Origin of the sequence: Polyangium spumosum, assembly GCF_009649845.1 — a bacterium.
GTDB lineage: Bacteria > Myxococcota_A > Polyangia > Polyangiales > Polyangiaceae > Polyangium > Polyangium spumosum.
The window spans coordinates 152,209-173,533 of record NZ_WJIE01000003.1; the positions used below are offsets into that span (position 1 = coordinate 152,209).

The following is a 21,325-nucleotide window of genomic DNA, read 5'->3' on the forward strand; positions in this document are numbered from 1 at the left end:
TGGGGTAGGTGCTTCGGGGGGATGCTCGAACCGAAGGAACCCACATGGATCATGCCGAGAGACTGCGTCGAATCGCCAATTCCTTGGCGCGTATCGCCGAGGAGGCGGTGCCCGACCTGATCCAGGATATCGACGAGGGCCCGCTCGGCGACATCGAACAGAACCTCAATCGCACCATCGAGAGCCTGCGCACGCGAAAGCAGGAGCGCCTCCTCTTCTCCGTGGGCCCGGTCGTCGTCTTTCGATGGCGCGCCACCGAGGGCTGGCCCGTCGAGTATGTCTCCCAGAACGTGATCGATCTCACGGGTTTTCCCATGGAGGATTACCTCGCGGGCGCGCTCAAATACTCCGACCTCGTGTACCCGGAGGACCTGAAACGCGTGGGCGAAGAGGTCGCCACGTTCAGCGCGAGCGGCGCCGAATGGTTCGCCCACGAGCCCTATCGCCTGAAGCGGCGCGACGGACGAACGCTCTGGATCGCCGATTACACGGTCATCCGCCGCGACCCGGAGAGCGGCCAGATCACCCATTACTTCGGCTACATCTTCGACATCACCGACCGCATCGAGCAATCCCTCGCGCTCGAGCGCAACGAGCGGGCGCTCCGGCAGCTCAAGAGCCCGCTCCTCCATGTCTGGGACGGCGTCCTCGCGATGCCCGTGCTCGGCGCCGTCGACGAGGCCCGCGCCTCGGCCATGACCGACGCGCTGCTCGCCGAGATCTCCCGCGGCAATGTCCGCGTCAGCATCCTCGATCTGACGGGCCTCGAGGACGTGGACGCCGCGACGCTGGAGCACCTCATGGCCATGGTCCGCGCCGCCACGCTCCTCGGCTGCCAGTGCCTCGTCTCGGGCATCTCGCCCCGCGTGGCCACGATCATCGTCTCGCTCGGAATCGACGTCGCGAAGCTCTCCACCTTCGGCACGCTGAGCGCCGCGCTCGGACACGCCCTCGGCAGCGCTGGGCCGCGCCGCCCCTCCCGCCTCAACGCGTGAACGTCTCGACCGCCTTGTACTCCGCGCGCCGGGGCCCGAGGTGCGCGTCGAGCCATTGCTGCGCGCGCCGCCGCGCGAACCGCTCCGCCCAATCGTCGATCCTCCCGACGTGCTTGCGCGCCGTCTCCAGCGCGAAGACGAGCGGGGCCTGCGCGTACGGGTGAAACCTCCAGAGCCCCGGATCCGGCAAGCCGAAGGCGCGGAACGAGGCCGAGGAGACGAAGAAATGCGTATAGCCGAGCTCGATGTGGTATTCGAGCCTCTTCCGCAGGGCCACGAGCGGCGGATCCCCCTCGCGCGGCGCATACGATCGCACGTACGACCGCGCCAGGACCACGCCGTCCTCGCCCGCCTTCTTCGCGCCCTTCTCGAGGGTCGTGAACAGGAGGCGCAGGCCGTCCTCGTAGGTAGGCGGATACCACCGGGGCTGCATGCCCATCAAATGCCCCACGTACCGCCAGAAATGCATGAGCGCCTCGATCTCCTCGCGGCTCGTGCGATAACCGAGCTTCTTCAGCGCGACGAGGCCCACGCTGCCCGCCATGAGCGTGACCAGGCCGTCGGCCTGGCTGATCGGGACGCCCCAGGCGTCGAGGTCCCACGCCGGGTGCCGGAGGAGCCGCTTGCGCACGAATACGTGCATCAATCGGACGCGCAGCGCCGTCTTCCTCCCCGTCCCGCCCGGCCGCAATCCGCCCGGCTCCGAGACGTCGATCCAGAACGCGACCGTCTCCAGGAAACGCCGGTGCGCCGATTCCCCGGCATACGCGCCGGTGAACGCGAGCGGCTTCGCGACCGAGCACTCGTGATACCCTTCGAGCGTGGCGGCGCCCGCGAAGCTGAACACGTGCGTCCCGTGGCGCCGCCATACCCGCGCGCCGAGCTCGACCTTCTCCCAATCGAGCCACGCCGGCTCTGTCTCCACCTCGGCGAAGAGCGCCCGGAGCGACGCGGGCGCGTCCTCGATGGACGCCACCCCGCATTCGAGGGCCCGATCCACGAGCGCCCGCCCGGCCGCCTGCCCCCGCGCGAGGTAGACGTCCTCGACGAACGCCTCGGCCACGGGATCCGCGTCGTAATAAGAATACGCGAACGTCCGGACGAGCTCGTCAGGCAATACGGGATCGAAGCCGAGCAGCATCCGGAGGCGCCTGCGACGCTTCTGCGCGCCCGCCTCCTTCATGTTCGTCCAGTACTGGAATTCGGTCGGAATCCGGTCGACGGACGCCGGCCGGACAAACGCGTCCCCCTCCATCCCCGTCCCCTTCGTGCCCAGCACGCAATCGAGATCGACGCGCGCCCCGAAGGATGGGTTTTCTCAATCGTCCCAGGGTCGGGACGACTCGAGGAGCCGCATCATTTCGCCCGAGGACACGCTCGGGACCGCACCGCTCTCGCTCTCCCCCTCCGATACCACGTGCCGCATCCTCGTCGAGCGCATCCCGTCACGCCCGCGCACGAGGTCGGCGAACACGATCGCCCGGGGCAAACCGCGGAGCGACGCGATGATCGCGGTCGAATGCGTGGACAGGAGCACTTGCGGTACGGTCGTCACCTCCCCGAGCGTCGGCGACGTCGCCGAGAGCAGCGAATCCACGAGCGCGCGCAGCCTGCCCGGATACACGCCGTTCTCGGGCTCCTCGATCGCCACGATCGCCCCCCGCCGCGCCGATCGCAAGAGCGTGAAGAGCGCGAGCAGCCGGAGCATTCCGTCCGAGAGGAGCCGGGCCGGCAGGCGCTTCGTATCCATGAAATCGGCCTCCAGCCGGAGCTCGTCCTCGAAGGGCGTCACCTCGAAGCCACGAAACCCGGGCAGGAGCGTCTCCATGTCCTTCCGGATCGCCGCGCGCGACTCCGGCCCGAGCGCGGCGAGCACGGTCGGCAGGTTCGATCCGTCCTCCGCCAGCGTCGTACCGGCCGCTCGGTCGCTCGGCTTCGTGAGCCGATGCGGCTCGAGGTGCAGGAGCCGAAAGCTGCGGAGCTCGCGGCTCGTCGCCTCGACGAGCGCCGTCACGAGCGCATAAGGGAGCGAAAGCAGGCTGCGGTCCCGCCCGATGTCCACCGATAACGAAGGGCCGCCGTCGCCCGGCTCCATCCGCACGATCCGCTCCGGCCCCGAGGCCCCTTCGAGCTCGACGCAGAGCTCCGCCGTCCCGTACCGCGCGAGCGGCCCCCAATGCGGGTGATGCTCGATCCACGCGTCCGCGCCCTGCCGCAGCGGCAAGAGCCGCTCCCGCGTGATCACGAGCCCGTCGAGCCCCCCGCGCTCGATCGTCCGCTCGATCTCGACCTCGTAGCGCACGCGCGACTGCCCGAGCTCGTGCCTCGACGACCCGGGCAAGAGCAGGAGCTCGACGGCGAAGCGCATCGAACGCTCCACCCCCTCGGGCGTGCGCGCGAACTGGTCCCGAATACGCCCTCGTCCGCCCTTGAACGCGGTGACCAGGTTCGTCTCCGCCACCTTCGCGAGCAGGGCGAGCGCGTCGAAGAGATTGGACTTCCCCGCCCCGTTCGGCCCGACGATCGCGGTGAGCGGCTCGAGATCGAGCGAGAAGGCGCGCAACGACTTGAATCCGTCGATCTCGATGCGTGTGATCATCCCGAGGTTCGCCCCTCCGCCCGGCATGCTAGGGCGGCTCCCCCCGGCGTGTCAAACGCCGTATTCGTTCATCGCACGGAGAAGCTCGTTTTTGCCGTTCGAACCGCGAGGAGGGCATCGACCGGGCGTACCACGAGCTCGTGATCCCCCCGCGTCGCGTGATACCGGACCCGGAACGGGAAGCGGGATCGGCCCACGACCTCGCCATCCACCACGAACTCGACCTCGCCGACGCGCGGCTCCCCGGCGGCCGACGCCGAGAGCACGATCGCTTGCGCGGCGCCCGCCTCCTCCGCGTACACGAAGACGCTGCCCGCCGCGGGCCCGTCGATTCGAAGGGCCGGCTCCGCGTGCGTCGCGTCCCCGCAGCCCCGCACGGACGAACGCGAGAGCCAGGGCAAACCAAAGGGATCACGGCCCGGCGCGCCGAGCGGCAGGGCCCCGAGAAAGCCCTCGTAGGCCTCCGGCAACACCACGATCGTGCGGCTCCCCCGCGAATCGCAGGAGAACGGCGCCTCGCCCGGGCGCGCCCCCTCCCGCGTGCTGGCGCGCACGTGCCAATCACACGTCTCCTTGGGCGCCTCTCCGCGAATAAAATGCCGCGACGCGTGATCCACGCAGGCGGGCCCGGGGAGCTTTCCCGTGAGGGGACAAACCTCCGCAGATTCGAGGTGCGCCTCGTCCCAGAGCGGCGCGCGCGAGGGCATATCCTCCATGGCGCGCCGCATCACGTCGGCGAAGAGCGGCCCCGCGCCGCTCGCGCCGGTGAGCTTTTGCGTCGGCGCGCCGTCCGCATTGCCGATCCATACCGCCACGGTCCGCTCGTGCGTGAATCCGACGCACCACGTATCGCGGTGCCCCGAGCTCGTCCCCGTCTTCACGGCCACCGGAAACCCGAGGTCGAACGGCCCTCGCCCGTGCAGCCCCCGCACGCGCGCCAGCGGATCGGAGAGCGACTCCGTCACGAGCGAGGCCACGGCCGCATCCATCACGCGCACGGGCTCGCCCGCCGGCTCCTCGCCGGAGACGATTCTGGTCGGAATCCGCTCTCCGCCCCGCGCGAGCGCCACGTACGCGCCCGCGAGCTCGCGCAGCGTCACCTCGCCGGTCCCGAGCGCGAGCGACAAACCATAATGCTTCGCTTCCCGATCGAGGCTCGAGAACCCGAGGTTCCTGAGCGATTCGAGCAGCCGCCCCTCCCCCACCTCCGCCGCGAGCCGCACCGCGGGCACGTTCAGGCTGCCCGCGAGCGCCTCCCGCGCGCTGATCGGCCCCTCGAATGTCCCGTCGAAATTGCCAGGCGCGTACGTCCCGCCCTGCTCGCTGAATCGCGTCGGCACGTCCGCGAGCGGCTCCGCGGCCGAATGCCCGTCGGCGAATGCGAGGGCATACACGAACGGCTTCAGCGTCGACCCCGGCTGCCTCCGGGCCCGCACCATGTCGACCTGCCCCGCGATCGAAGGGTCCCAGTACGAACCACTCCCGACCCAGGCGAGCACCTCCCCGCCCTTGTTGTCGACCACGATCACCGCCGCATTCTTCGCGCCCAGCGAGGCGAGCGCCGCGAGGTGCGTGCGCACGAGCCCCTCGGTATCCTCCTGCAATCGAAGATCGAGCGTCGTCTTCGTCACCCCGTGCCCCCGCTCGCCCGGCTTCGACACCTCGCGCAGGGTCGCGTCGACGAAGTGTGGCGCGTAAAACGGCCTCTGGACCCTCCGCACCACGATCGGCTCGTCCACGGCGCGCGCGTGGTCGGCCTCGCTCATCACGCCCCCCTCGCGCAGATCGTCGAGCAGCGCCCGCTGCCGGAGGCGCGCGCGCTCCGGATGATCATACGAACCGAGAAACGAAGGCGCGCGCGGCAGCACCGCGAGCCACGCGGCCTGCGCCCAGCTCAGATCCTTCGCCGAGACCCCGAAATACCCGAGCGCCGCCGCCTCCGGCCCGGTGAGCCCGTGGCCATACCCGAGCCGGTTCATGTATGCCTCCAGGATCGTCCGTTTGTCCACGGCCTCCTCGAGGTTCTGCGCCCGCGCCGCCTCCGTGACCTTGCGCTCGAGCGTCCGCGGGGACGGTTTTCCCTCGGCGTCCAGCAATTTCACGAGCTGCTGGGTGATCGTGCTCGCGCCGGACACGATACGCCGGCCCTTGAGGTTCTGCCCGATCGCCCGCGCGATCGCTCGCCCGTCGACGCCGTCGTGCTCGAAGAAACGTTTGTCCTCGCTCACGAGCGTCGCGAGCACGATACGATCGCCCATTTGATCGAGCGAGACGGGCCTGCCGCGTTGCTCGGCCTCGGAGCCGATCTCGCGCAGGAGGCGCCCCTCGCGATCGACGATTTGATGCCCCTCGTGCCAGCGGTCCGCGAGGCTCGCCGAGGGCTCCCCCGCCGCGGCGCGCACGTGCTGCGATGCGACGGCGACGCCGAGGACGACGCAGGTGATCACGCCCGCCGCGAGGGCGAGCCGCCCGAGGGCCTTCCTGGAGGGTCGCCATTTCATTGGATCGTCACCTGCCCCGCGTCGCTGTACCCGGCGCCGTCGGGCTCGTACATGAGCTCGCCTACCGCCGCCGGCAGCGCGAAGACGCCCGGCGTCGTCGCCCGCACGAGGAACGTCGCGGCGACCGAATCTCCCCAGACCTTGTCGAAGTAAATGTTCACGCGGTCGTCCCGCATCTCGATGTGGCTCGCCTCCGACGATTCCCAGCGAAGCGCGGAGTAGAACGGATGATGGGAATCGATCCCCGGCGCGCTCGCCACCGTCGCGAGGTCGGGCTGCACCGGCTCGAAGCCCGCGGGCAAACGATCCGTGAGCGCGACATACCCGCGCCGCTGGTCGTCCACCTCCGGGAGCCGCGCATAGAGGGCCACGCGGAGGAGGTCGCCCGCCTTGATCTTGGAGAGATCCACGGCGCCGCCGCGCGGATCGCTGATCACGCGGTACACGGACGGTCCATTCTCGCCCCGGGTCCCGGCCGGCGAATCCGCGGCCGCGATCGCCCGCTGCCAGGCCGACGCGATCGCATACCCGACCGAACGATCTCCCTCGGCCTCCAGCACGAGCTTCGCCTTCTTGCCCCGCACGCGGCTCAATGGAATGGCGAACTCTTTGCTTCCGAAGCCGAGATCCGCCGAGGGAGCGAGGACCTCCCCGTCGAGCTTCACGCGAACGGTCACGCCGTCGTCCGTGCTCGCTTCGAGGTGCTGGCCGAGCGCGAGGAGCGAATACGCCGTCGCCTGGGTCGTGTACGCGTCCATGTCGGCCGCGATCTCGCGCAGGAGCAGCGGGAGGATCGGCGAGGACCGACGCAGCCGCGCGAGCGCGATGGCCGCCTGCGCGCGGGATCGCGCGGGCGAGCCGTAATAATAGAAATCGTTCATCCGCTTCGTGTTCACGAGCGCGCCGCGCGCGTCGAAGCTCGCCTCGATCAGGTCGAGCAGCGCCTTCACGCGATCCTCCTGGCCCGGGAGCGACGCGAGCGCGAGGGCGAGGCTGCCGAGCCCGAAGACGCTCTGGTTGTCCTTCCGATCGAAGAGCGCGTCCGCCGCGCTCCGATCGAGCGCGCCCGCGTCGGCGAGGCTCTCGGCGATCGCGGCCGAGACCTCGGGCGCGGTGTCCTCGTCGAGCATTCGATCCGCGAGGAATTGCTGCATTCCCTCGAGCAGGCCGACGGGCGGGTTCACGCCGGCCTTCTTCGCGAGAAGGACGGCCCGGATCGCGTACGCCGTGCCATACACGTTCGGATCATCGCCGCCAGGCCAGTAGGCGAGGCCGCCCGAATCCGTGCGCATGGTCGCGAGCCGCTGGATACCCGACGCGATCCGCTTCTGGAGCTCCCCCGGAGAGAGGCGCGTGACGCCGATCCGCGGCAGGATCGTGCGCGCCGCGATGAGCGGCAGCGTGCTCGACGTCGTCTGCTCCACGCACCCGTGCGGATACCCGAGCAGCCATTCGAGCCGCGCCCCGAGCTCGGGCCAGAGGTGCTCGCCTACCTTCACCGTGACGAACCCGCCCCGATCGATCACGCCGGGAGGTACGTCCAGCAAGACCTCTTGTTGCCGGAGAAACGCCCCGCCGAGCCGCGGACGCTCGTCGATCCCGGGCTCGTCCACCGAGAGCTTCGCCTCCACCTCGTCGAGCCTCTTGCCCGCCTCGTCCTCGGCCGAAAACACGAGTGGGAGCGCGCCCGCGGCCGCCGGCTCGAGCGGGAATCCCACGCGCGCCTTGCCGCCCGCCGGCACGTTCACCGTCTGCGAGCGCGCCCCGAGCCGCACCGTCGCGCCGAGCGCATTCGCCGTCTCGTTGTGGAGCATCGCCGCCGCCTCGAATCGATCTCCCACGCGCGCGAATCGCGGCACGACCGGCACGAGCATCACCGGCTTCTTCACGAAGAAGCTCGACTCGTTCTGCGCCCCTTTGCCCTCGCGATCGAGCGCGACCGCCATGATCCGGAACTCCGTGAGGTTGTCCGGGAGCTTGAACCGCACCTTCGCTTTGCCCTGCGCATCCGTGCGCACGTCGGGCAAAAACAGCGCGGTCTCCACGAATTTCTTGCGCGCCTCGGTGATCGTCGAGAGCGCCGCGCCGCCGCCGTCGCCGGGCACGTGGCTGCGCTCGAAGAGCTCGCCGAGGTCGCTCCGCGAATCACGCACGCGGAAGGAAAGGCCTCGGCCGGGCCGGAGCGCCGCGGCCGGATCGATCGGGTGGAAATCCGTCAATCGAAGGACGCCCTCGTCCACGACCGCGAGCGCGACCTCGGCGTCCCCCTCGGGCTTGCCGCCGTCCTTCACCTCGACGCTGATCTCGGCCTCCTCACCCGGTCCGTAAAAAGGTTTGTCGCTCCGCGTCGCGACCGAGAGCCGGGCGCCCGCCATCGCCACGGGCAGGCGCACCGCGCCGATCTTGTAATCGGTCGCGACGCGACCCTTCGCGCCGATCGGCAGGAGCGTCGCCGTCGCGTGCACGTACGGCGCGTGCTCGGCCCGGAGCGGCACCTCGATCACCGTCGCGCCCGCCTTGACCCGCATCGCCCGTTTTTCGATCAGATCGCCCTGCTCGAGGGTTGTCACGAGCGTCGCCTCGGGGAACGGATTACGCACCAGGATCTTCGCCGTCTCGCCGGGCGCATATCTCGATTTGTCGGCCGCGAGCTCCAGCGCGTGGGGCCGCTCCGGCGCGGCCGGCAGCGCGTCCCCCTCGCTCCCGTACGCCCAGAGCCCCATGGCGCCGCCGGGCCGGCCGTCGACCTCGGCCGTGATCTCGTAGCTGCCCGAGCGGCCGATGTTCACGGTGCATTTCACCGGCTGCCGCGCGCTCGTGGCCGTGCAGCGGCCGGCCTCGATCCGCTTCGACGTCCAGTCCCATTCGAGCGACCCGCCCGCGCCGCGCCGCTTCGCGTATTGCCACTCGATCCGCTCGAGCTTCGCCGTCACGGTTTGTCCCTCGACGGGCTTGCCCTCCGGATCGATCACGCCGAGCTCGACGGGCACGTCGTCGCCGACCCCGTACCACGTCGAGGGGAGCTTGAGCCCCGCATATCGTTTGGCGGGATGAACCACGACGCTCCCCCGCCCTGCGACGTGGCGGTGCGAGGCGTCGGTCACGTCCGCCTCGATCACGAACCTCTGCGGCCCGAGCGCGGGCGCGACCTCGAGCGCCTGCACGACCGCGAGTTTCCCCTCGGCGGAGAGCGACCCCTCGCCCGCGCGCGACCACGGCTGCTCTTCGTCGTCGAACCAGCGAGGCGCGCGCCGGAACGAGAGCCCCGCCGAGGTCAAGGGCCCCTCGGGGAATGGCGCGCCTTCGCGCCGCACCGTCCACGACGCCGTCGCGCCGTCCATGGGCGCGCCGAAGAGATACCGGGCGCGCACCTCGGCGCGCAGCGTATTCCTGGCGTCCGCGGCCGCGTCGACGTCGACGACGAATCGAGGCGGCTCGAACTCCGCGACCTGCACGATCGTCTTCGCGAGCGACTCCTCCGTCTTCTCCGGCTGCGAAAGCAGGATCTGGTGCCGGCCGATCTTCGCGTCCGCCGGAATGGCGACCGTCGCGGAGACGCTCCCCATGTCGTTCGTCGTGAGCGTCTGCGAAAAGACGTCATCGCCCGTCGGCCCCACGACGTGCAATCGCAGGGGCGCGCCCACGATCGGCGAGAGCAGCGCCCCATCGGGCTTGCGCACGGTGGCCTTGACGAACACGCTCGACCCGGGCCGATAAATGCCACGGTCCGTCAGGACGAACGCCCGGCCGAACGAGGAGGGGGCGTCCTCGCCCGAGGCGAGGTCGGGGAAGATTTGACGCTCCGAGATCCCCTCGCCGCCGAGCGGGAGAATAAAATCCGCGTCCTGCGCGCGCACGTCGAGGAAAGGCCTCTCCGTCGTGCGCAGGTCGAAGGGCAGGAGCGCCACGCCCGAGGCGTCCGTCGTCACGCCCGCCGAATCCTCGTCCCCGGAGAGTCGCACGAGCGCGCCCGGCACCGGCGCGCCGCCCGCGAGCCGCGAGACCTGCACGATCGTCGCATTCGGCGTCGCGCGTGTGTGCACGGCGAGCGAACGCTCGTCGCCGGGGCGAATCAGAGCGACGAGCGGCTTTCCCGCCTCGCTGCCCCGCGGCATCTTCGCGAGCTTCGCGTTGTGGGCGAGCTCGTCGGCCACGATCGTGGTGACGTAGCTCCGCCCCGCCGAGAGGTGCTTCGAGAGGTCGATCTGCGTCGTGACGAGCTTGTTTCGCTCGGCCTTGACGGCGATGGGGATCCGCACCGGCGCGGCCTCGGGGGGCAACTCGCGCGTGCGCACCCGCCGGAGCGCGGCCTCCTGCGCGGCGCGATCCGCGGAGTCGACGGGCCAGGCGAGCAGCGAGGCCTTCGAGACGTTGCGCGAGGTCACGACGAAATGGCGCGTCGTCTCCGGGTCGAGCCACAACATGCCGTCCGCCATGGTCACGCTCGCGGGCATCGGGGCCATCTCGACGCGGAAAGACACGGGCTTCGCGAGGCGGCTTTTGTGATCATCGACGAGCCCGTCGACCGTGACCTCGTACGATTTCGAGGGCTCGAACTCCCCGCGGATCACGATTTCGTCGTCCCAGCGCTCGTTCCGCACGCTCATGTTCCGCACGGGCGGGCTCACGCGAACGCGGGAGGCGAGTTTGTCGTCGGCGGTCGCGATGGGATGATTGAACGACACGCGAATCTCGCGCCCCGCCGTGAAGAGCTTCCCGTCCTGGAACGTGCACGACCGCTGCCGGCCGTCGTCGTCCCAGTACCATTCGCAGGTCACGTCGCGGAACACGAGCGGCTCGGCCACGGTCACGTCGACCTCGCGCGCCTGATGGAGCTTCTCCAGATGACGAGGTTTGGCCTGGAGGACGAGCCTCTTGCCCGCCGGCAGGGGCGAGGCGGGGCGGACGAGCACGACGAAATTCGGATCGACCTTGATCCCCTGGAACGTCGGCGCCTTCGGGTGGTCGAGGACAATCGAGACGGGCACCTTGGTGGCCGCGTCCCTCAGCGTGATCAGGCTGCGCGCGAGGGGGAGGTCGATCGGCTGATCGTAAAGCACGGCGAACGTCTCGCGCGCGCCGATCTCGCGGCCGTCGTTCGGGTGCATCGCGATCACGCGGTGGCGGCCGGGGACGGGCAGGTATCCGAGATCCTTTCCGGCGATCGTGACGCCCGGGGTCGCCTTGAATTGCGCTCTCCACGCCTGCTTCAGGGAGGCGCCCGCGGGCGTCTTCAATTCGCCGAGCTCGACCGCGTACGTGGTCTCCGTGTCGAACGGGCGCTTCGCCACGAATTCGAGCGTGGTGTCGTCGATCCAGCGCGCCTCCCCCTCCACGCTGGGCGTCAAGCGAATCGTGCCCTCCGCGGCCTTCGTGGGCCTCTTCGCGGCCGGATCCGCCGCGGGGCGCGCGACGGGCTGATTGAAGACGATACGGAACGAGGTGCCGTGGAAGGAGAATGTGCCGTCGCTGTCGAGCCCCGGGCTGCGTACGGCGAGGTCGGCGGAAGAGCGATCGACCTCGTAACCATGCACCGGGAGACGAGCATTCCGCGAGACGGCCGGAGGAAACACGAGCGGCTCGTCGCCCTCGTGCACCGCCCGCTCGATCAAGACGGGCGGCGGGGGTTGTCCGGGCACGGTGGTGGGAACGGACGGCGTGCTGCTGCAGACGAGCCCGAACGAGGAGGCGAAGAGCACGGCCGGGACGAGCCAGAGGGGACGGGTGCGGGCGGAGGGCATGGTCCACGCTCCTTCCACGCCCTGCGCCCGGCCAGGAGATGAATAAAAACGTGTGGTTACGTGCTCCGGCGTGTGTCCGACGGGCCGCGGCGTGTGGGAGCCGCGCCGCACGCGCCGCCGACGAGCGGGCGAGCCTGATCGGCTCCGAGCCCGCGTTTACTCCTGCTTCATCTCCTGCTCGGCCTTGTCGCCGGCCTCCTCCGCCTTGTCGCCGGCCTCTTCCATGGCCTCTCCAGCCTTCTCGCCCGCCTTCTCGGCGTCCTCTTCGACGGCCTCCGGCGTCTTCGCGCCCTCGCCGCTCCCGCCCCCGCACGCCGCGAGGCCCAACCCGAATGCAACCATCCCGAGCGCCATGAGGTGTTTCATGCCCACGGGCAATCCAAGAAACATGCCGCTCGGGACGAGCGCACGGGCGTGCAGAAACACGCCCGCCGGACGACGACCGGGCGGGCCGATCAACCGGTGTACACCTCGTCCTGCTCGATCCGGCTCAGCACCCAGTCGAACGTGCTCGCCTCGACGAGCGTCCCGCAATGACCGCAGCGCTCGGCCATCTCCATGGTGAGCGTCGCGCCGCATTGCGGGCAGGCCGGCTGCGCGCGCGTGGGGCCGTGCCTGGCCGCGCTCCGCACGAGGGTCCAGTATTCGGTGTACGCGCGCTCCTTTGCCCGATGGCCCCCGACGACCACGCCGTCCACCGTCCGGACGGTGTAATCGAGCCCCGTCGCGTGCACCCGCACGGTCGCGGCCTCGTACCACCGGTCCGCGGCGATCCGCACGAGCTCGATGCGCAGGATACGCGCATTCTCGGTGACGTTGCGCAGCCCTTGCTGCCGGTAGGCCTCGATCCAGTAGCTCTGCGCCCTCCACAGCCGATCCGTGAGGCACGGGCGGGCGCGCTGCCATTCGAGCGACGTCCACGCGTGCTGCATGGTCGCGAAGATCCATTGCACGCGCCCGAAGAACGCCTGCTCGTTGAAGGACGGATCGCGACGCGCCATCTCGATTCTCGCGGCGGAGAGCCCCGGATCGAGCACCGTGGGCAGCTCGGTGCCCTCCTCCTCCGTCGTGCCGGTGAGCATCGGGCCACGCGTCTCGCGGGCGAGGAGGTCGATCTTCTCGACGACCCAATCGAACTGGCCCGAGTCCACGGCCTGGCTGCAATACGTGCAGCGCCCGTGCGTCGTGCGCTCGAGCGGGGCGCCGCAGTTGGGGCAGGCGAACGAGCGGACCCGATCGGGCGAACGCGAGCGCGCGCCGAAGGACCGCACGAAGGTCCAGCGCTCCAGCGCGTAATGGGAGACCGGGGCGGCGCCCGGCGGCTCCTCCGTAGAATTGGACTCGAGCTCCACGACGAGCCGGCTCTGCTGCGTCCGACCGTCCGTCGCGAAATGGACGAGCCGGAGCGCCCCCACGATCACCGTGCTGACCGGCACGCGCGGCAAGCTGCCGAGGGTGCTCCGCGCCGCCGGGCGGAGATAAGGGGAATACTTCTCGAGGGCATTCGAGCCACGCGCCGTGTGCGCCTCGACGTAGAGCGCGGTGATGAAGTCTTCGAGGAGGATGACCGAAAAATCGGGGTCCTGTCCGCGCAGCCACTCCATTTTGCGGCGGACCTCGGCCGGGCTCTCCTCCGGCACGTGGGAGGCGCCTGGCGAGACGAAATGGCCGGCGGACGACCAGCCGACGTCGAGCATCAAGCGCCTTCGTTGCCTCCGGAGGAACAGCCCGATGAGGAACATGGGCGTCGCGAGCACGCCCGCGCCCACCGCGAAGAAGCCCGCGCCGAAGACGAACCCGAAGATCCGCTCCCCGGTCGACGTCGTGTCGGGCCCGATCGGAATGGGCGCGTGCGGCGCGGGCGCCGGATACAAGGAGACGCTGGGCGACGCATTCTGTTTGGCACGAAGAACACCGCTCTGGTCTCGGAACGCCCAGACGGTTTTTCTCGGCGTGACCTCGCTCCTCGAGCCGCTCCCGGCGCTCCCACCGTACGTTGTTGGCCGGCTGCTCCAGCTCGATCCGGAGGAACGGCTGCCGCTGCTCGACGAACGGCTGCCGCTGCTGCTGCTGCTCGACGAACGGCTGCTGCTTCCGGACGAACGCGAGCCGCCCTTGAACGAGCTGCCGCCGCCGGGGCGCGCGGAGGCGTCTTCGCTCGGGCACAAAAGCAGGAGCGAGAGGAGCGCCGATCCGAGGAGCCGCTCGATCCGTCTCATGGTCACCTCACCTCGTCGCTGAGCTCGTTGATGTCGTCCACGCGCGGCGGCAGCGCCTCCTTCAGCCAGGCGCCGAGGCCCCGTACCGCCGCGGCAAACCCCTCCATGGGCAAACGCTCCGCCACGGCGCGCTCGATCTCGCGAATGGCCCGGCCGGGCTGATCTTCACTTTCGCGGCGGAGGATGCCGATGTCGGTGACGACCTCGGCGCGGCGCTCGAAGACGGAGATGTAAATGAGGATCCCCGTACGATCCCGCGTCCCCGCGATACCCTGGTCCAGGAACGCCTCCCGCGCGGCCGAGCGCACCTGCCGCGCCATGAGCGCCTCGGAGAGCAGGAGCCGGCGCAGCGGCGCGACGTTCGCGCAGAAGACGGCCCCCGCGACGAACAAAAGGAGCAAGGCCGGCGGCACGAGGTCGTCCGTGAACTCCGTGGGCGCATAAATGTAGACGCAGAGGCCGAGGAACGCGCATATCGCGCCGAACAGGTGGTCCGCCTGGCGATACACCCCCGACCGGGGCCGCACCGTGACCACGATCTCGGCGGAGCACGTGGCCTCGATCTCCTTGATGAGGCCCTCCACCTGCTCCCGCTCCGGCCCGTCGTTTCGCCACGATATCGATGCCATGATCAGTTCCCGGTGGGGAGGTCAGGGAGCACCTTGCGCGCCGCCGCCTGGAGCGCGTCATCGATGTTGCCGTCGAAATTGCGCTCGAGCCCGCCCTTGACGTTCACCCCGCTCGTGGTGACGTCGACCATGGCGCTGCTCTCGGCCACGAAAACGAACCCGCCGAGGTGGCGCTGCGTCTCCACGTCGAAGACGAGCACGTCCGCCTTCAGATACCCGCCGTCGAATCGATGACAGGTCTCGCTCGCGCTCGCATTGCCGCCGTCCGCGCCCGCGTCTCCCACGCTGCACGAGATCGAGGCCCGCGGGTCCGAGGGCTCCACGAACGCGAGGGAGCGAATCACGAGCAGGTACCGCAATGCCTGACAGAGGCCGAGCACCTCGTCCGCGCCATGGCTGCTCATCGGCGGCGGCGGCGTCAATCGCGGGTACGCCGCGTTGTACGGCTCCCGATGGGTCGCGAACACCGACGCGCATCGATTGATCGTCTTGCTCAGCGACGCCCGATGTCGGATGTTCCCGAGCTCCGTGAGGTCGTCGAGATCCTCCAGGTGAACGATGGAGGCATTGACACCCACGGCGCCCGCTTTCCACGCGAGCACGGGGGCAGGGCCGCCCGCGATGTGCACGGCGTCGCTCGATACCGCGGGCAGGGCGCGGGCCTGCTCGCGCAGGGCCTTCACCTTGGCGAGCTTCGCCTCGACCGGGGCGCGATGCTCGGCGAGGACGTCCCTCAGGTCCTTGCCAAAACAACTCACCGCGAATGCGGGAACGAGGAGGAAAACGAAAAAGCGAGCCGCCCGGAGAGGCATGAAGGCCAGTCTACCAGCCTTCGCCTCCTCCGTGACCTGCTAACAAGCGCCGGCGCAGCCGCGGACGCTGTGGAACCAGAGGCCACCCTGGCTCTCGCAGGTGTCGCGCTCGAGCTTGATGGTGCAGCAGCGCTTCGCGTCACCGCCGCAGACCTGCTCGACGGGGCCGCTCCGCAAGCAGCAGACCTCGGTGTCCTCGTCGAGCGGCACGTCCATCTTCGGCTTCTCGGGCGCCGATGGGAGCGAGACCGAGGGCGGCGCAGGCACGTCCATCGAAGGGAGCTCGGGCGCCTGGGGCATCTGCGGGAGCTGGACCTTCGGCGCCTGGGGCGCGTCGGGAATGGCGACGAGCTGGCAACCCAAGGGCCCTCCCGCGAGGGCAACCAGGACGAAGGGCACGCAGAGGGCGGCGAGATGGCGGAGCGACTTCACGATCCCCTTGCATCGCCGAGGGACGGGCACCTCGGCCGACAGTTCAGGCAAGTTGTGTCTCACGAACGGGCTCCGGTGGCAAGATCCTGCACGCGACCCCTTCCGGCGCGGCCGAGGCGGCCCCAGGTGCAGGCGGGGAGGAGGCTCCACCCATGCCGAACCAGGAGTACGGCCACGACCCGAAACGAACGGTGGGCGTGCGCCAGCGGGAGATGCAACACGGAGAGGCCGAGCGCGAGCGCGAGCGGCAACGCGCCGAGCCGACGATCGACGAGCTCATCGAGGAGCACGACCCACGCTCGAGCGCCGAAGAATCGGAGGAGATCTAGCCAAAGGAGCCGCTCACGGCCGTTGCCAGCCGGGGCGCGGAGTGCGATGGGAAGGAGCATGTCCTCGGCCCCGCTCGCCGCCTCGGCTCCTGCGCGTTCGCTCGCGCCGCGGGAGCATGGCGCTTACGGTCAGCTCGGCCTGCCGCTCGTGGCCGGCCTCGCCCTCGGCCGGCCGGGGATCGCGGCGTTTGGCCTCGCGATCGCGTGGGTGGCCGCGTTCCTCGCGCACGAGCCTCTGCTCGTCCTGCTCGGCCAGCGCGGCAAGAAGGCCCGCGCGCAGGACGGCCCGCGCGCGGCCAGCCGCCTCGCCGTGCTCGCCTGCGTGATGGTGCTCGCGGGCGTGGTCGGTTTGCTCTTCGCGCCGCCCGAGGCGAGGCTCGGGCTCGTCCCGCCGGCGCTGCTCGGGCTCGTGGTCATGGCGTTCGTCTGGCGGAAGGAAGAGAAGACGACGGCGGGGGAGATCGTCGCGGCGGCGGCGCTCTCGGGGGCGGGTTTTCCGGTGGCGCTTGCGGGCGGCGTCGCGGTGTTGCCCGCGGCGGTGGCCTGGATCGTGTGGACGACGGCGTTCCTCATGTCCACGCTCGCGGTGCGCGCCGTGATCGCGCGGGCGAAACACGAGGGGAGCGTGCTGCTCGTCGCCGCGTACGTCGTGACGATCGGCCTCGGCGCGGCGAGCGTGGTCCTCGCGCTCCGGGGCGTGCTCCCGCTCGGCGCGCCGATCGCGCTCGCGCCGTTCGTGATGCTCTCGCTCGGGGTCAGCGTGTTCCGGGTGCACACGCGGCATTTGCGCCGCATCGGGTGGGGGCTCATGGGCGCGTGCGTGGCGACGCTCGGGGTCCTCGTCGCCACGCTGCGCTAGGCGTCGGGCGGGCTAGTTTTCCTGGCAATCGAGCTTCTGCGTGCTGCACTGCGTATCGAGGCAGGCCTGGCAATCGGCCGGCGTCGCGACGCCCGTGCAGAAAGAGTTGTCCTGGCATACGGCCGCGCAGACGTCCTGGCAGGCGCATTGCTTGAGCGCCTGGAACGCCGTGAGGGCCGGGCCTTCGCAGACGTCGACGTCCGTCGTGCCCAGCGTGGACAGGCCCATCGCGCAGGAAATACACGCCCCGCCGTCGCCCGCGTCCGGCTCGTCCCAGGCCTTGCCGTCGACGCCGTCGCAGTTCTGATCGATCCCGTCGCCCTTCGGATCCTCGGCGCCCGGGTGGATGTCCCTGTTCGTATCGTCGCAATCGCTGTTGCCGTAGTCGTTGCAGGCCGGGACGCCGTCGCCGTCGGCGTCCACGCTCGACTCGCACGGGGGCAGGCCATAACAAGCCATGAGCGTGACGGCCATCGCCCCGCCCGTCGCCAGGGCCGCGAGGCTCTTCCCGAGGCCCGCGAGCGCCGAGGGCGCCCCGCTCGTGGCCACGGCCGCGCCGCAGTGGGGGCAGCTCGAGGCCGATCCGGGGACGAAGCCTTCACAAGATACGCAACTCTTCAACATGCAAGGAAGAATGTCATGAGCCACGCGGAGGAGGCAAGCGGAACGCGGCGTGCCGCGCCGGGCTCGGCTCCGCCGCTCGTGCTTGACGGCCCGGCGGGGTTCTTCTTTATTGGACCTTCCCCCCTCGCCGATCGTCCCCGATCCGAAAGAGGGGACGCACCATGCCCCGCCGAACCACCCCGCAAGGCCAGCCCCTCTTTCGCTGGATCTGGCATGCGTTCTTCCGCACTGCGCTGATTCCGCTGCTTCTCGTCGAGGTCGTCCTCATCCTCGCGTACCTCGGCGCGAACCGGTTCGTGCAACGCGAGAACACGGCCGCCATACGCACGGTGGCGAGCGAGGAGCTGTCGCGCATCGCGACGCGGGAGGCGGCCTTCCTCGACCAGCAGCTCTCGGCGGCCACGGTGGGCGTCAAGGTCCTCGCGGACGAAGTCGGCCGGTCCCTCGACGAGCCGCTCGGCCTCTCGGACGCGGAGCGAACGGCGGCGCTCGAGCGGTACGCGGTCGCGCCGGAGGGGTTGTATTACCGGACGCGCGACGAGGGAGGGAGCGCGCTTTTTTACAGCAGCCGCACGAAGATCGACGACGCCGAGCGCGAGAAGGTATTGAAGACCGAGCGCCTCGACCCGCTGCTCCGATCGATCGTTCGGAACAACCCGCTGTGGGTCCAGGCGTACCTGAACACGTCGGACTCGATGAACCGCATCTATCCGTTCATGGACGTGCGCAAGCAATACCCGCCGGACATGGACATTCCCTCGTACAATTTCTACTACGAGGCCGACGCGAAGCACAACCCGACGCGCGAGGTCGTCTGGACCGACGTCTACGTGGATCCGGCCGGGCAGGGCTGGATGGCGTCGTGTATCGCGCCCGTGTACCGCGGCGAGGCGCTCGAAGGCGTGGTGGGGGCCGACGTCACGGTGGCCACGCTCGTCGCGCAGGTGCTCGGGCTACGCATTCCCTGGGAGGGTTATGGCGTCCTCATCGGGCGAACGGGCACGATCCTGGCCCTGCCTCGGGGCGGTGAGCGCGATTTCGCGCTCACCGAGCTCACGGAGCACGATTATCAGGCCGCCATTTTGAAGGACACCTTCAAGCCCGACGCGTTCAACCTCTACAAACGCAAGGACGTCGGCGAGCTGTCGGGCGCCGTGGAGCGCCAGCGGGAGGGGCTCTTCGAGGGCGCGCTCTCGGGGGAGGCGAAACGCGTCGCCTGGAGCACGGTCGACGCGACCGGCTGGAAGCTCGTCGTCATCGTCCCCCAGGCCCGGATCGACGGCCAGGCCGTGACGCTCGGCGAGCGGATCGGGCGCATCGCGCTTTACATGGTCGGCGGGCTCGTCGTCTTTTACATTTGCTTCTTCGTCTACCTCTACCGGAAGGCGCGGACGATGAGCCGCGGCATCGCCGATCCGCTCACGCGCATCAACGACCTCGTGCGAAACATCGGCGAGGGCCATTATGCGCAGGAGGCGGTCCCGGTCGCGGTCGTCGAGCTCGACGAGACGGCGCGCGGGGTCGTCGGAATGGGGCGCAGGCTCGGCGAGGACAACGCGGCCCTGCTCCGCACGCAGGACGAGCTACGCGCCGCGAAGGAGCAGGCCGAGTCGGCCGCCCGCGCGAAGAGCGAGTTTCTGGCCCGCATGAGCCACGAGATCCGCACGCCCATGAACGGCGTGCTCGGCATGACGGAGCTCTTGCTCGAGACCTCGCTCGCCCCGGTGCAGAAGGAGTACGCAGGCATCATCCAGGGCTCCGCCAAGGGCCTTTTGTCGATCATCAACGACATCCTCGATTTCTCCAAGATGGAGGCGGGCAAGATGGAGCTCGCCCGCGAGCCGTTCGAGCTCGATACGCTGCTCGAGGGCACGCTCGACATGCTCGCCCAGCGCGCCCACGACAAACACGTCGAGCTCGTGCTGCGATTGCCGGACGAGGTGCCCAGGGACCTCGCGGGGGATCCGGGCCGATTGCGGCAGGTGCTCGTGAACCTGCTCGGCAACGCCGTCAAATTCACCGACGCGGGCGAGGCCGTCACGAGCGTGTCCGTCGCCGCGGAGGACACGCGCTCGGTGCTCCTGCGCTTCGAGGTGAAGGACACCGGCGTGGGGATCGCGCCCGGCGACCACGATCGAATCTTCGACGCCTTCGCGCAGGCCGACGGGTCGAGCACGCGGCGGCACGGCGGGACGGGGCTCGGGCTCGCGATTTCGAGGCAACTCGTGCGCCTCTTCGGCGGCGAGCTCGGCCTCTCGAGCGAGCAGGGCCGCGGCTCGACGTTCTGGTTCACGGCGCGGCTCGAAAAAGCCCCGCCGAGGGCGTCGCGCGCCGCGACGAAGCCCAACGTCGCGGGGCTCTGCGCGCTCGTCGTCGACGACAGCCCCGCCTCGCGCGCGGCCCTCTGCGCCACGCTCACGGGCCTCGGCATGAAGGCCGACGAGGCCGACGGCGGTGGCGCGGCCATGAACCTCCTGCACCAGGCGGCGTCGGCGGGGCGGCCCTACGATGTGCTGCTCGTCGACCGCGACATGCCGGGGATGAGCGGCTGCGACGTCGTGGACGCGGCCCTCTCGAGCCCGAAGACCGCGTCGATCGCGTTCATCCTGCTCTTGCCGGTGGGGCGCGAGGCCCCGCCGCTCCCGCCGGGCGCGCGCGCCGCGCGGATCCACAAGCCGGTGCACAGGTCGGCGCTCACGGCCGCGCTTTCGGCCGTCGCGGGCCCACGCGCGGCGATACACGACGAGGCGCCCCGGAGCGAAAAACCCGTCGATTCAGGGGCGCACGCGGGCCTTCGGGTCCTGCTCGCCGAGGACAACCTGGTCAACCAGAAGGTCGCGCAGAAGATGCTCGCGACGCTCGGCTGCGTGGTGACCACGGTCGACAATGGGCGCGCCGCGGTGGAGGCGTTCGAGCGCGGGTCGTACCGGCTCGTGCTGATGGATTGCCAGATGCCGGAGATGGACGGGTATCGCGCCACCGAGGAGATTCGCCGGCGGGAGGAGGCGCGGGGGCTCTCGCGTACGCCCATCGTCGCGCTGACGGCGAATGCGATGGCGCAGGACCGGGAGCGCGCGCTTTCGGCCGGCATGGACGACCACCTCGCCAAGCCCATCGAGCGCGCCGATCTCCAGCGCATGCTCGTGCGTCACGTGGCGCTCTCGCGCGACGCCGCGGGGGCGCCGCGCGGCGTGAGCGCGTCGGAGGACGCAGGGCCGGTCCTCGACGCGCGGATGGTCGAGGGGCTGCGCGAGCTCGGGGCGCTCGAAGAGATCGGGCGCGCCTTCCTCGCGGAGGTGCCGGGGCGCATGGTGGGATTGCGAGAGGCCTCGAAGAAGCGTGACGTGGTCGACCTCGAGCGGCGCGCGCACGCGCTCAAGGGTTCGAGCGGCGCGGTGGGCGCGAAGCGGGTGGCGGAGACGAGCGCGCGGCTCGAGAGCCTGGCGAGGTCCGGCGCGATCGACGGCGCGGAGGAGCTCATCACGCGCCTGGAGCGAGAATTCGAGGATTTCGCGCGCGCGATCGAGGACGAATGGAGCCGCGACGCAGCGGGGCCGGGCGCCTGAGGCGCAAAACGGTGGTACC

General features: G+C 70.0%; 15 protein-coding genes. 5 read left to right on the forward strand and 10 right to left on the reverse strand.

The genetic code is table 11. The annotated features are described in order from the left end of the window. The first annotated feature begins 44 nt into the window (after positions 1-44). Complete coding sequence (locus GF068_RS10635) at positions 45-995, forward strand: STAS domain-containing protein (protein ID WP_153819266.1); 951 nt, start codon at positions 45-47, stop codon at positions 993-995. Here the strand turns inward: GF068_RS10635 and GF068_RS10640 are convergent. The 6 genes from GF068_RS10640 to GF068_RS10665 form a co-directional block, all read right to left on the reverse strand. Continuing rightward, positions 985-2,274: an oxygenase MpaB family protein gene (locus GF068_RS10640; RefSeq protein WP_206079439.1), complete on the reverse strand. Its 1,290-nt coding sequence runs from the start codon at positions 2,272-2,274 to the stop codon at positions 985-987. The genes GF068_RS10635 and GF068_RS10640 overlap by 11 nt on opposite strands. A gap of 39 nt (positions 2,275-2,313) precedes the next feature. Then, positions 2,314-3,594, reverse strand: coding sequence for an AAA family ATPase (locus GF068_RS10645; protein WP_170319415.1), 1,281 nt, complete (start codon positions 3,592-3,594; stop codon positions 2,314-2,316). A 68-nt stretch (positions 3,595-3,662) separates the two neighbouring features. Beyond that, the gene (gene pbpC / locus GF068_RS10650; protein ID WP_153819268.1) at positions 3,663-6,095 is read right to left on the reverse strand and encodes a penicillin-binding protein 1C; all 2,433 of its coding nucleotides are present in this window, start codon (positions 6,093-6,095) and stop codon (positions 3,663-3,665) included. Continuing rightward, complete coding sequence (locus GF068_RS10655) at positions 6,092-11,836, reverse strand: alpha-2-macroglobulin family protein (RefSeq protein WP_153819269.1); 5,745 nt, start codon at positions 11,834-11,836, stop codon at positions 6,092-6,094. Before GF068_RS10655 ends, pbpC begins: the two co-directional genes overlap by 4 nt. Positions 11,837-11,992: 156 nt before the next feature. Then, positions 11,993-12,202, reverse strand: a complete 210-nt coding sequence (locus GF068_RS10660) for a YtxH domain-containing protein (RefSeq protein ID WP_206079440.1) — start codon at positions 12,200-12,202, stop codon at positions 11,993-11,995. A gap of 89 nt (positions 12,203-12,291) precedes the next feature. Next, positions 12,292-13,578: a Tim44 domain-containing protein gene (locus GF068_RS10665; RefSeq protein WP_153819270.1), complete on the reverse strand. Its 1,287-nt coding sequence runs from the start codon at positions 13,576-13,578 to the stop codon at positions 12,292-12,294. On the opposite strand from GF068_RS10665, the gene GF068_RS10670 reads away from it, so the two are divergent. Next, positions 13,568-14,077, forward strand: coding sequence for a hypothetical protein (locus GF068_RS10670; protein ID WP_153819271.1), 510 nt, complete (start codon positions 13,568-13,570; stop codon positions 14,075-14,077). The two genes, GF068_RS10665 and GF068_RS10670, sit on opposite strands and share 11 nt — an antisense overlap. Here the strand turns inward: GF068_RS10670 and GF068_RS10675 are convergent. From GF068_RS10675 to GF068_RS10685, 3 genes are all read right to left on the reverse strand, one after another. Then, complete coding sequence (locus tag GF068_RS10675) at positions 14,058-14,684, reverse strand: TPM domain-containing protein (protein WP_153819272.1); 627 nt, start codon at positions 14,682-14,684, stop codon at positions 14,058-14,060. The two genes, GF068_RS10670 and GF068_RS10675, sit on opposite strands and share 20 nt — an antisense overlap. A 2-nt stretch (positions 14,685-14,686) precedes the next feature. After that, positions 14,687-15,442: a hypothetical protein gene (locus GF068_RS10680; RefSeq protein WP_153819273.1), complete on the reverse strand. Its 756-nt coding sequence runs from the start codon at positions 15,440-15,442 to the stop codon at positions 14,687-14,689. Positions 15,443-15,535: 93 nt separating this feature from the next. Beyond that, complete coding sequence (locus GF068_RS10685; protein ID WP_153819274.1) at positions 15,536-15,928, reverse strand: hypothetical protein; 393 nt, start codon at positions 15,926-15,928, stop codon at positions 15,536-15,538. 152 nt (positions 15,929-16,080) lie between these two features. Between GF068_RS10685 and GF068_RS43470 the strand changes: the two genes are divergently transcribed. Continuing rightward, positions 16,081-16,257, forward strand: coding sequence for a hypothetical protein (locus GF068_RS43470; protein ID WP_170319416.1), 177 nt, complete (start codon positions 16,081-16,083; stop codon positions 16,255-16,257). Positions 16,258-16,315: 58 nt separating this feature from the next. Then, positions 16,316-17,116, forward strand: a complete 801-nt coding sequence (locus GF068_RS10690) for a YwiC-like family protein (RefSeq protein ID WP_170319417.1) — start codon at positions 16,316-16,318, stop codon at positions 17,114-17,116. A 12-nt stretch (positions 17,117-17,128) separates the two neighbouring features. On the opposite strand, the gene GF068_RS10695 is transcribed toward GF068_RS10690, so the two are convergent. Beyond that, positions 17,129-17,740: a putative metal-binding motif-containing protein gene (locus tag GF068_RS10695; protein ID WP_153819276.1), complete on the reverse strand. Its 612-nt coding sequence runs from the start codon at positions 17,738-17,740 to the stop codon at positions 17,129-17,131. 161 nt (positions 17,741-17,901) lie between these two features. On the opposite strand from GF068_RS10695, the gene GF068_RS10700 reads away from it, so the two are divergent. Beyond that, the gene (locus GF068_RS10700; RefSeq protein ID WP_153819277.1) at positions 17,902-21,306 is read left to right on the forward strand and encodes a hybrid sensor histidine kinase/response regulator; all 3,405 of its coding nucleotides are present in this window, start codon (positions 17,902-17,904) and stop codon (positions 21,304-21,306) included. Positions 21,307-21,325 lie beyond the last annotated feature (19 nt).

Bases quoted from the DNA above. Each gene is read 5' to 3' on its own strand.
- GF068_RS10635 (WP_153819266.1), top strand. From the start codon at position 45: ATGGATCATGCCGAGAGACTGCGTCGAATCGCCAATTCCTTGGCGCGT.
- GF068_RS10645 (WP_170319415.1), bottom strand. From the start codon at position 3,594: ATGATCACACGCATCGAGATCGACGGATTCAAGTCGTTGCGCGCCTTC.
- pbpC (WP_153819268.1), bottom strand. From the start codon at position 6,095: ATGAAATGGCGACCCTCCAGGAAGGCCCTCGGGCGGCTCGCCCTCGCG.
- GF068_RS10655 (WP_153819269.1), bottom strand. From the start codon at position 11,836: ATGCCCTCCGCCCGCACCCGTCCCCTCTGGCTCGTCCCGGCCGTGCTC.
- GF068_RS10660 (WP_206079440.1), bottom strand. From the start codon at position 12,202: ATGAAACACCTCATGGCGCTCGGGATGGTTGCATTCGGGTTGGGCCTC.
- GF068_RS10670 (WP_153819271.1), top strand. From the start codon at position 13,568: ATGAGGAACATGGGCGTCGCGAGCACGCCCGCGCCCACCGCGAAGAAG.
- GF068_RS10665 (WP_153819270.1), bottom strand. From the start codon at position 13,578: ATGTTCCTCATCGGGCTGTTCCTCCGGAGGCAACGAAGGCGCTTGATG.
- GF068_RS10675 (WP_153819272.1), bottom strand. From the start codon at position 14,684: ATGGCATCGATATCGTGGCGAAACGACGGGCCGGAGCGGGAGCAGGTG.
- GF068_RS43470 (WP_170319416.1), top strand. From the start codon at position 16,081: ATGCCGAACCAGGAGTACGGCCACGACCCGAAACGAACGGTGGGCGTG.
- GF068_RS10690 (WP_170319417.1), top strand. From the start codon at position 16,316: ATGTCCTCGGCCCCGCTCGCCGCCTCGGCTCCTGCGCGTTCGCTCGCG.
- GF068_RS10695 (WP_153819276.1), bottom strand. From the start codon at position 17,740: ATGTTGAAGAGTTGCGTATCTTGTGAAGGCTTCGTCCCCGGATCGGCC.
- GF068_RS10700 (WP_153819277.1), top strand. From the start codon at position 17,902: ATGCCCCGCCGAACCACCCCGCAAGGCCAGCCCCTCTTTCGCTGGATC.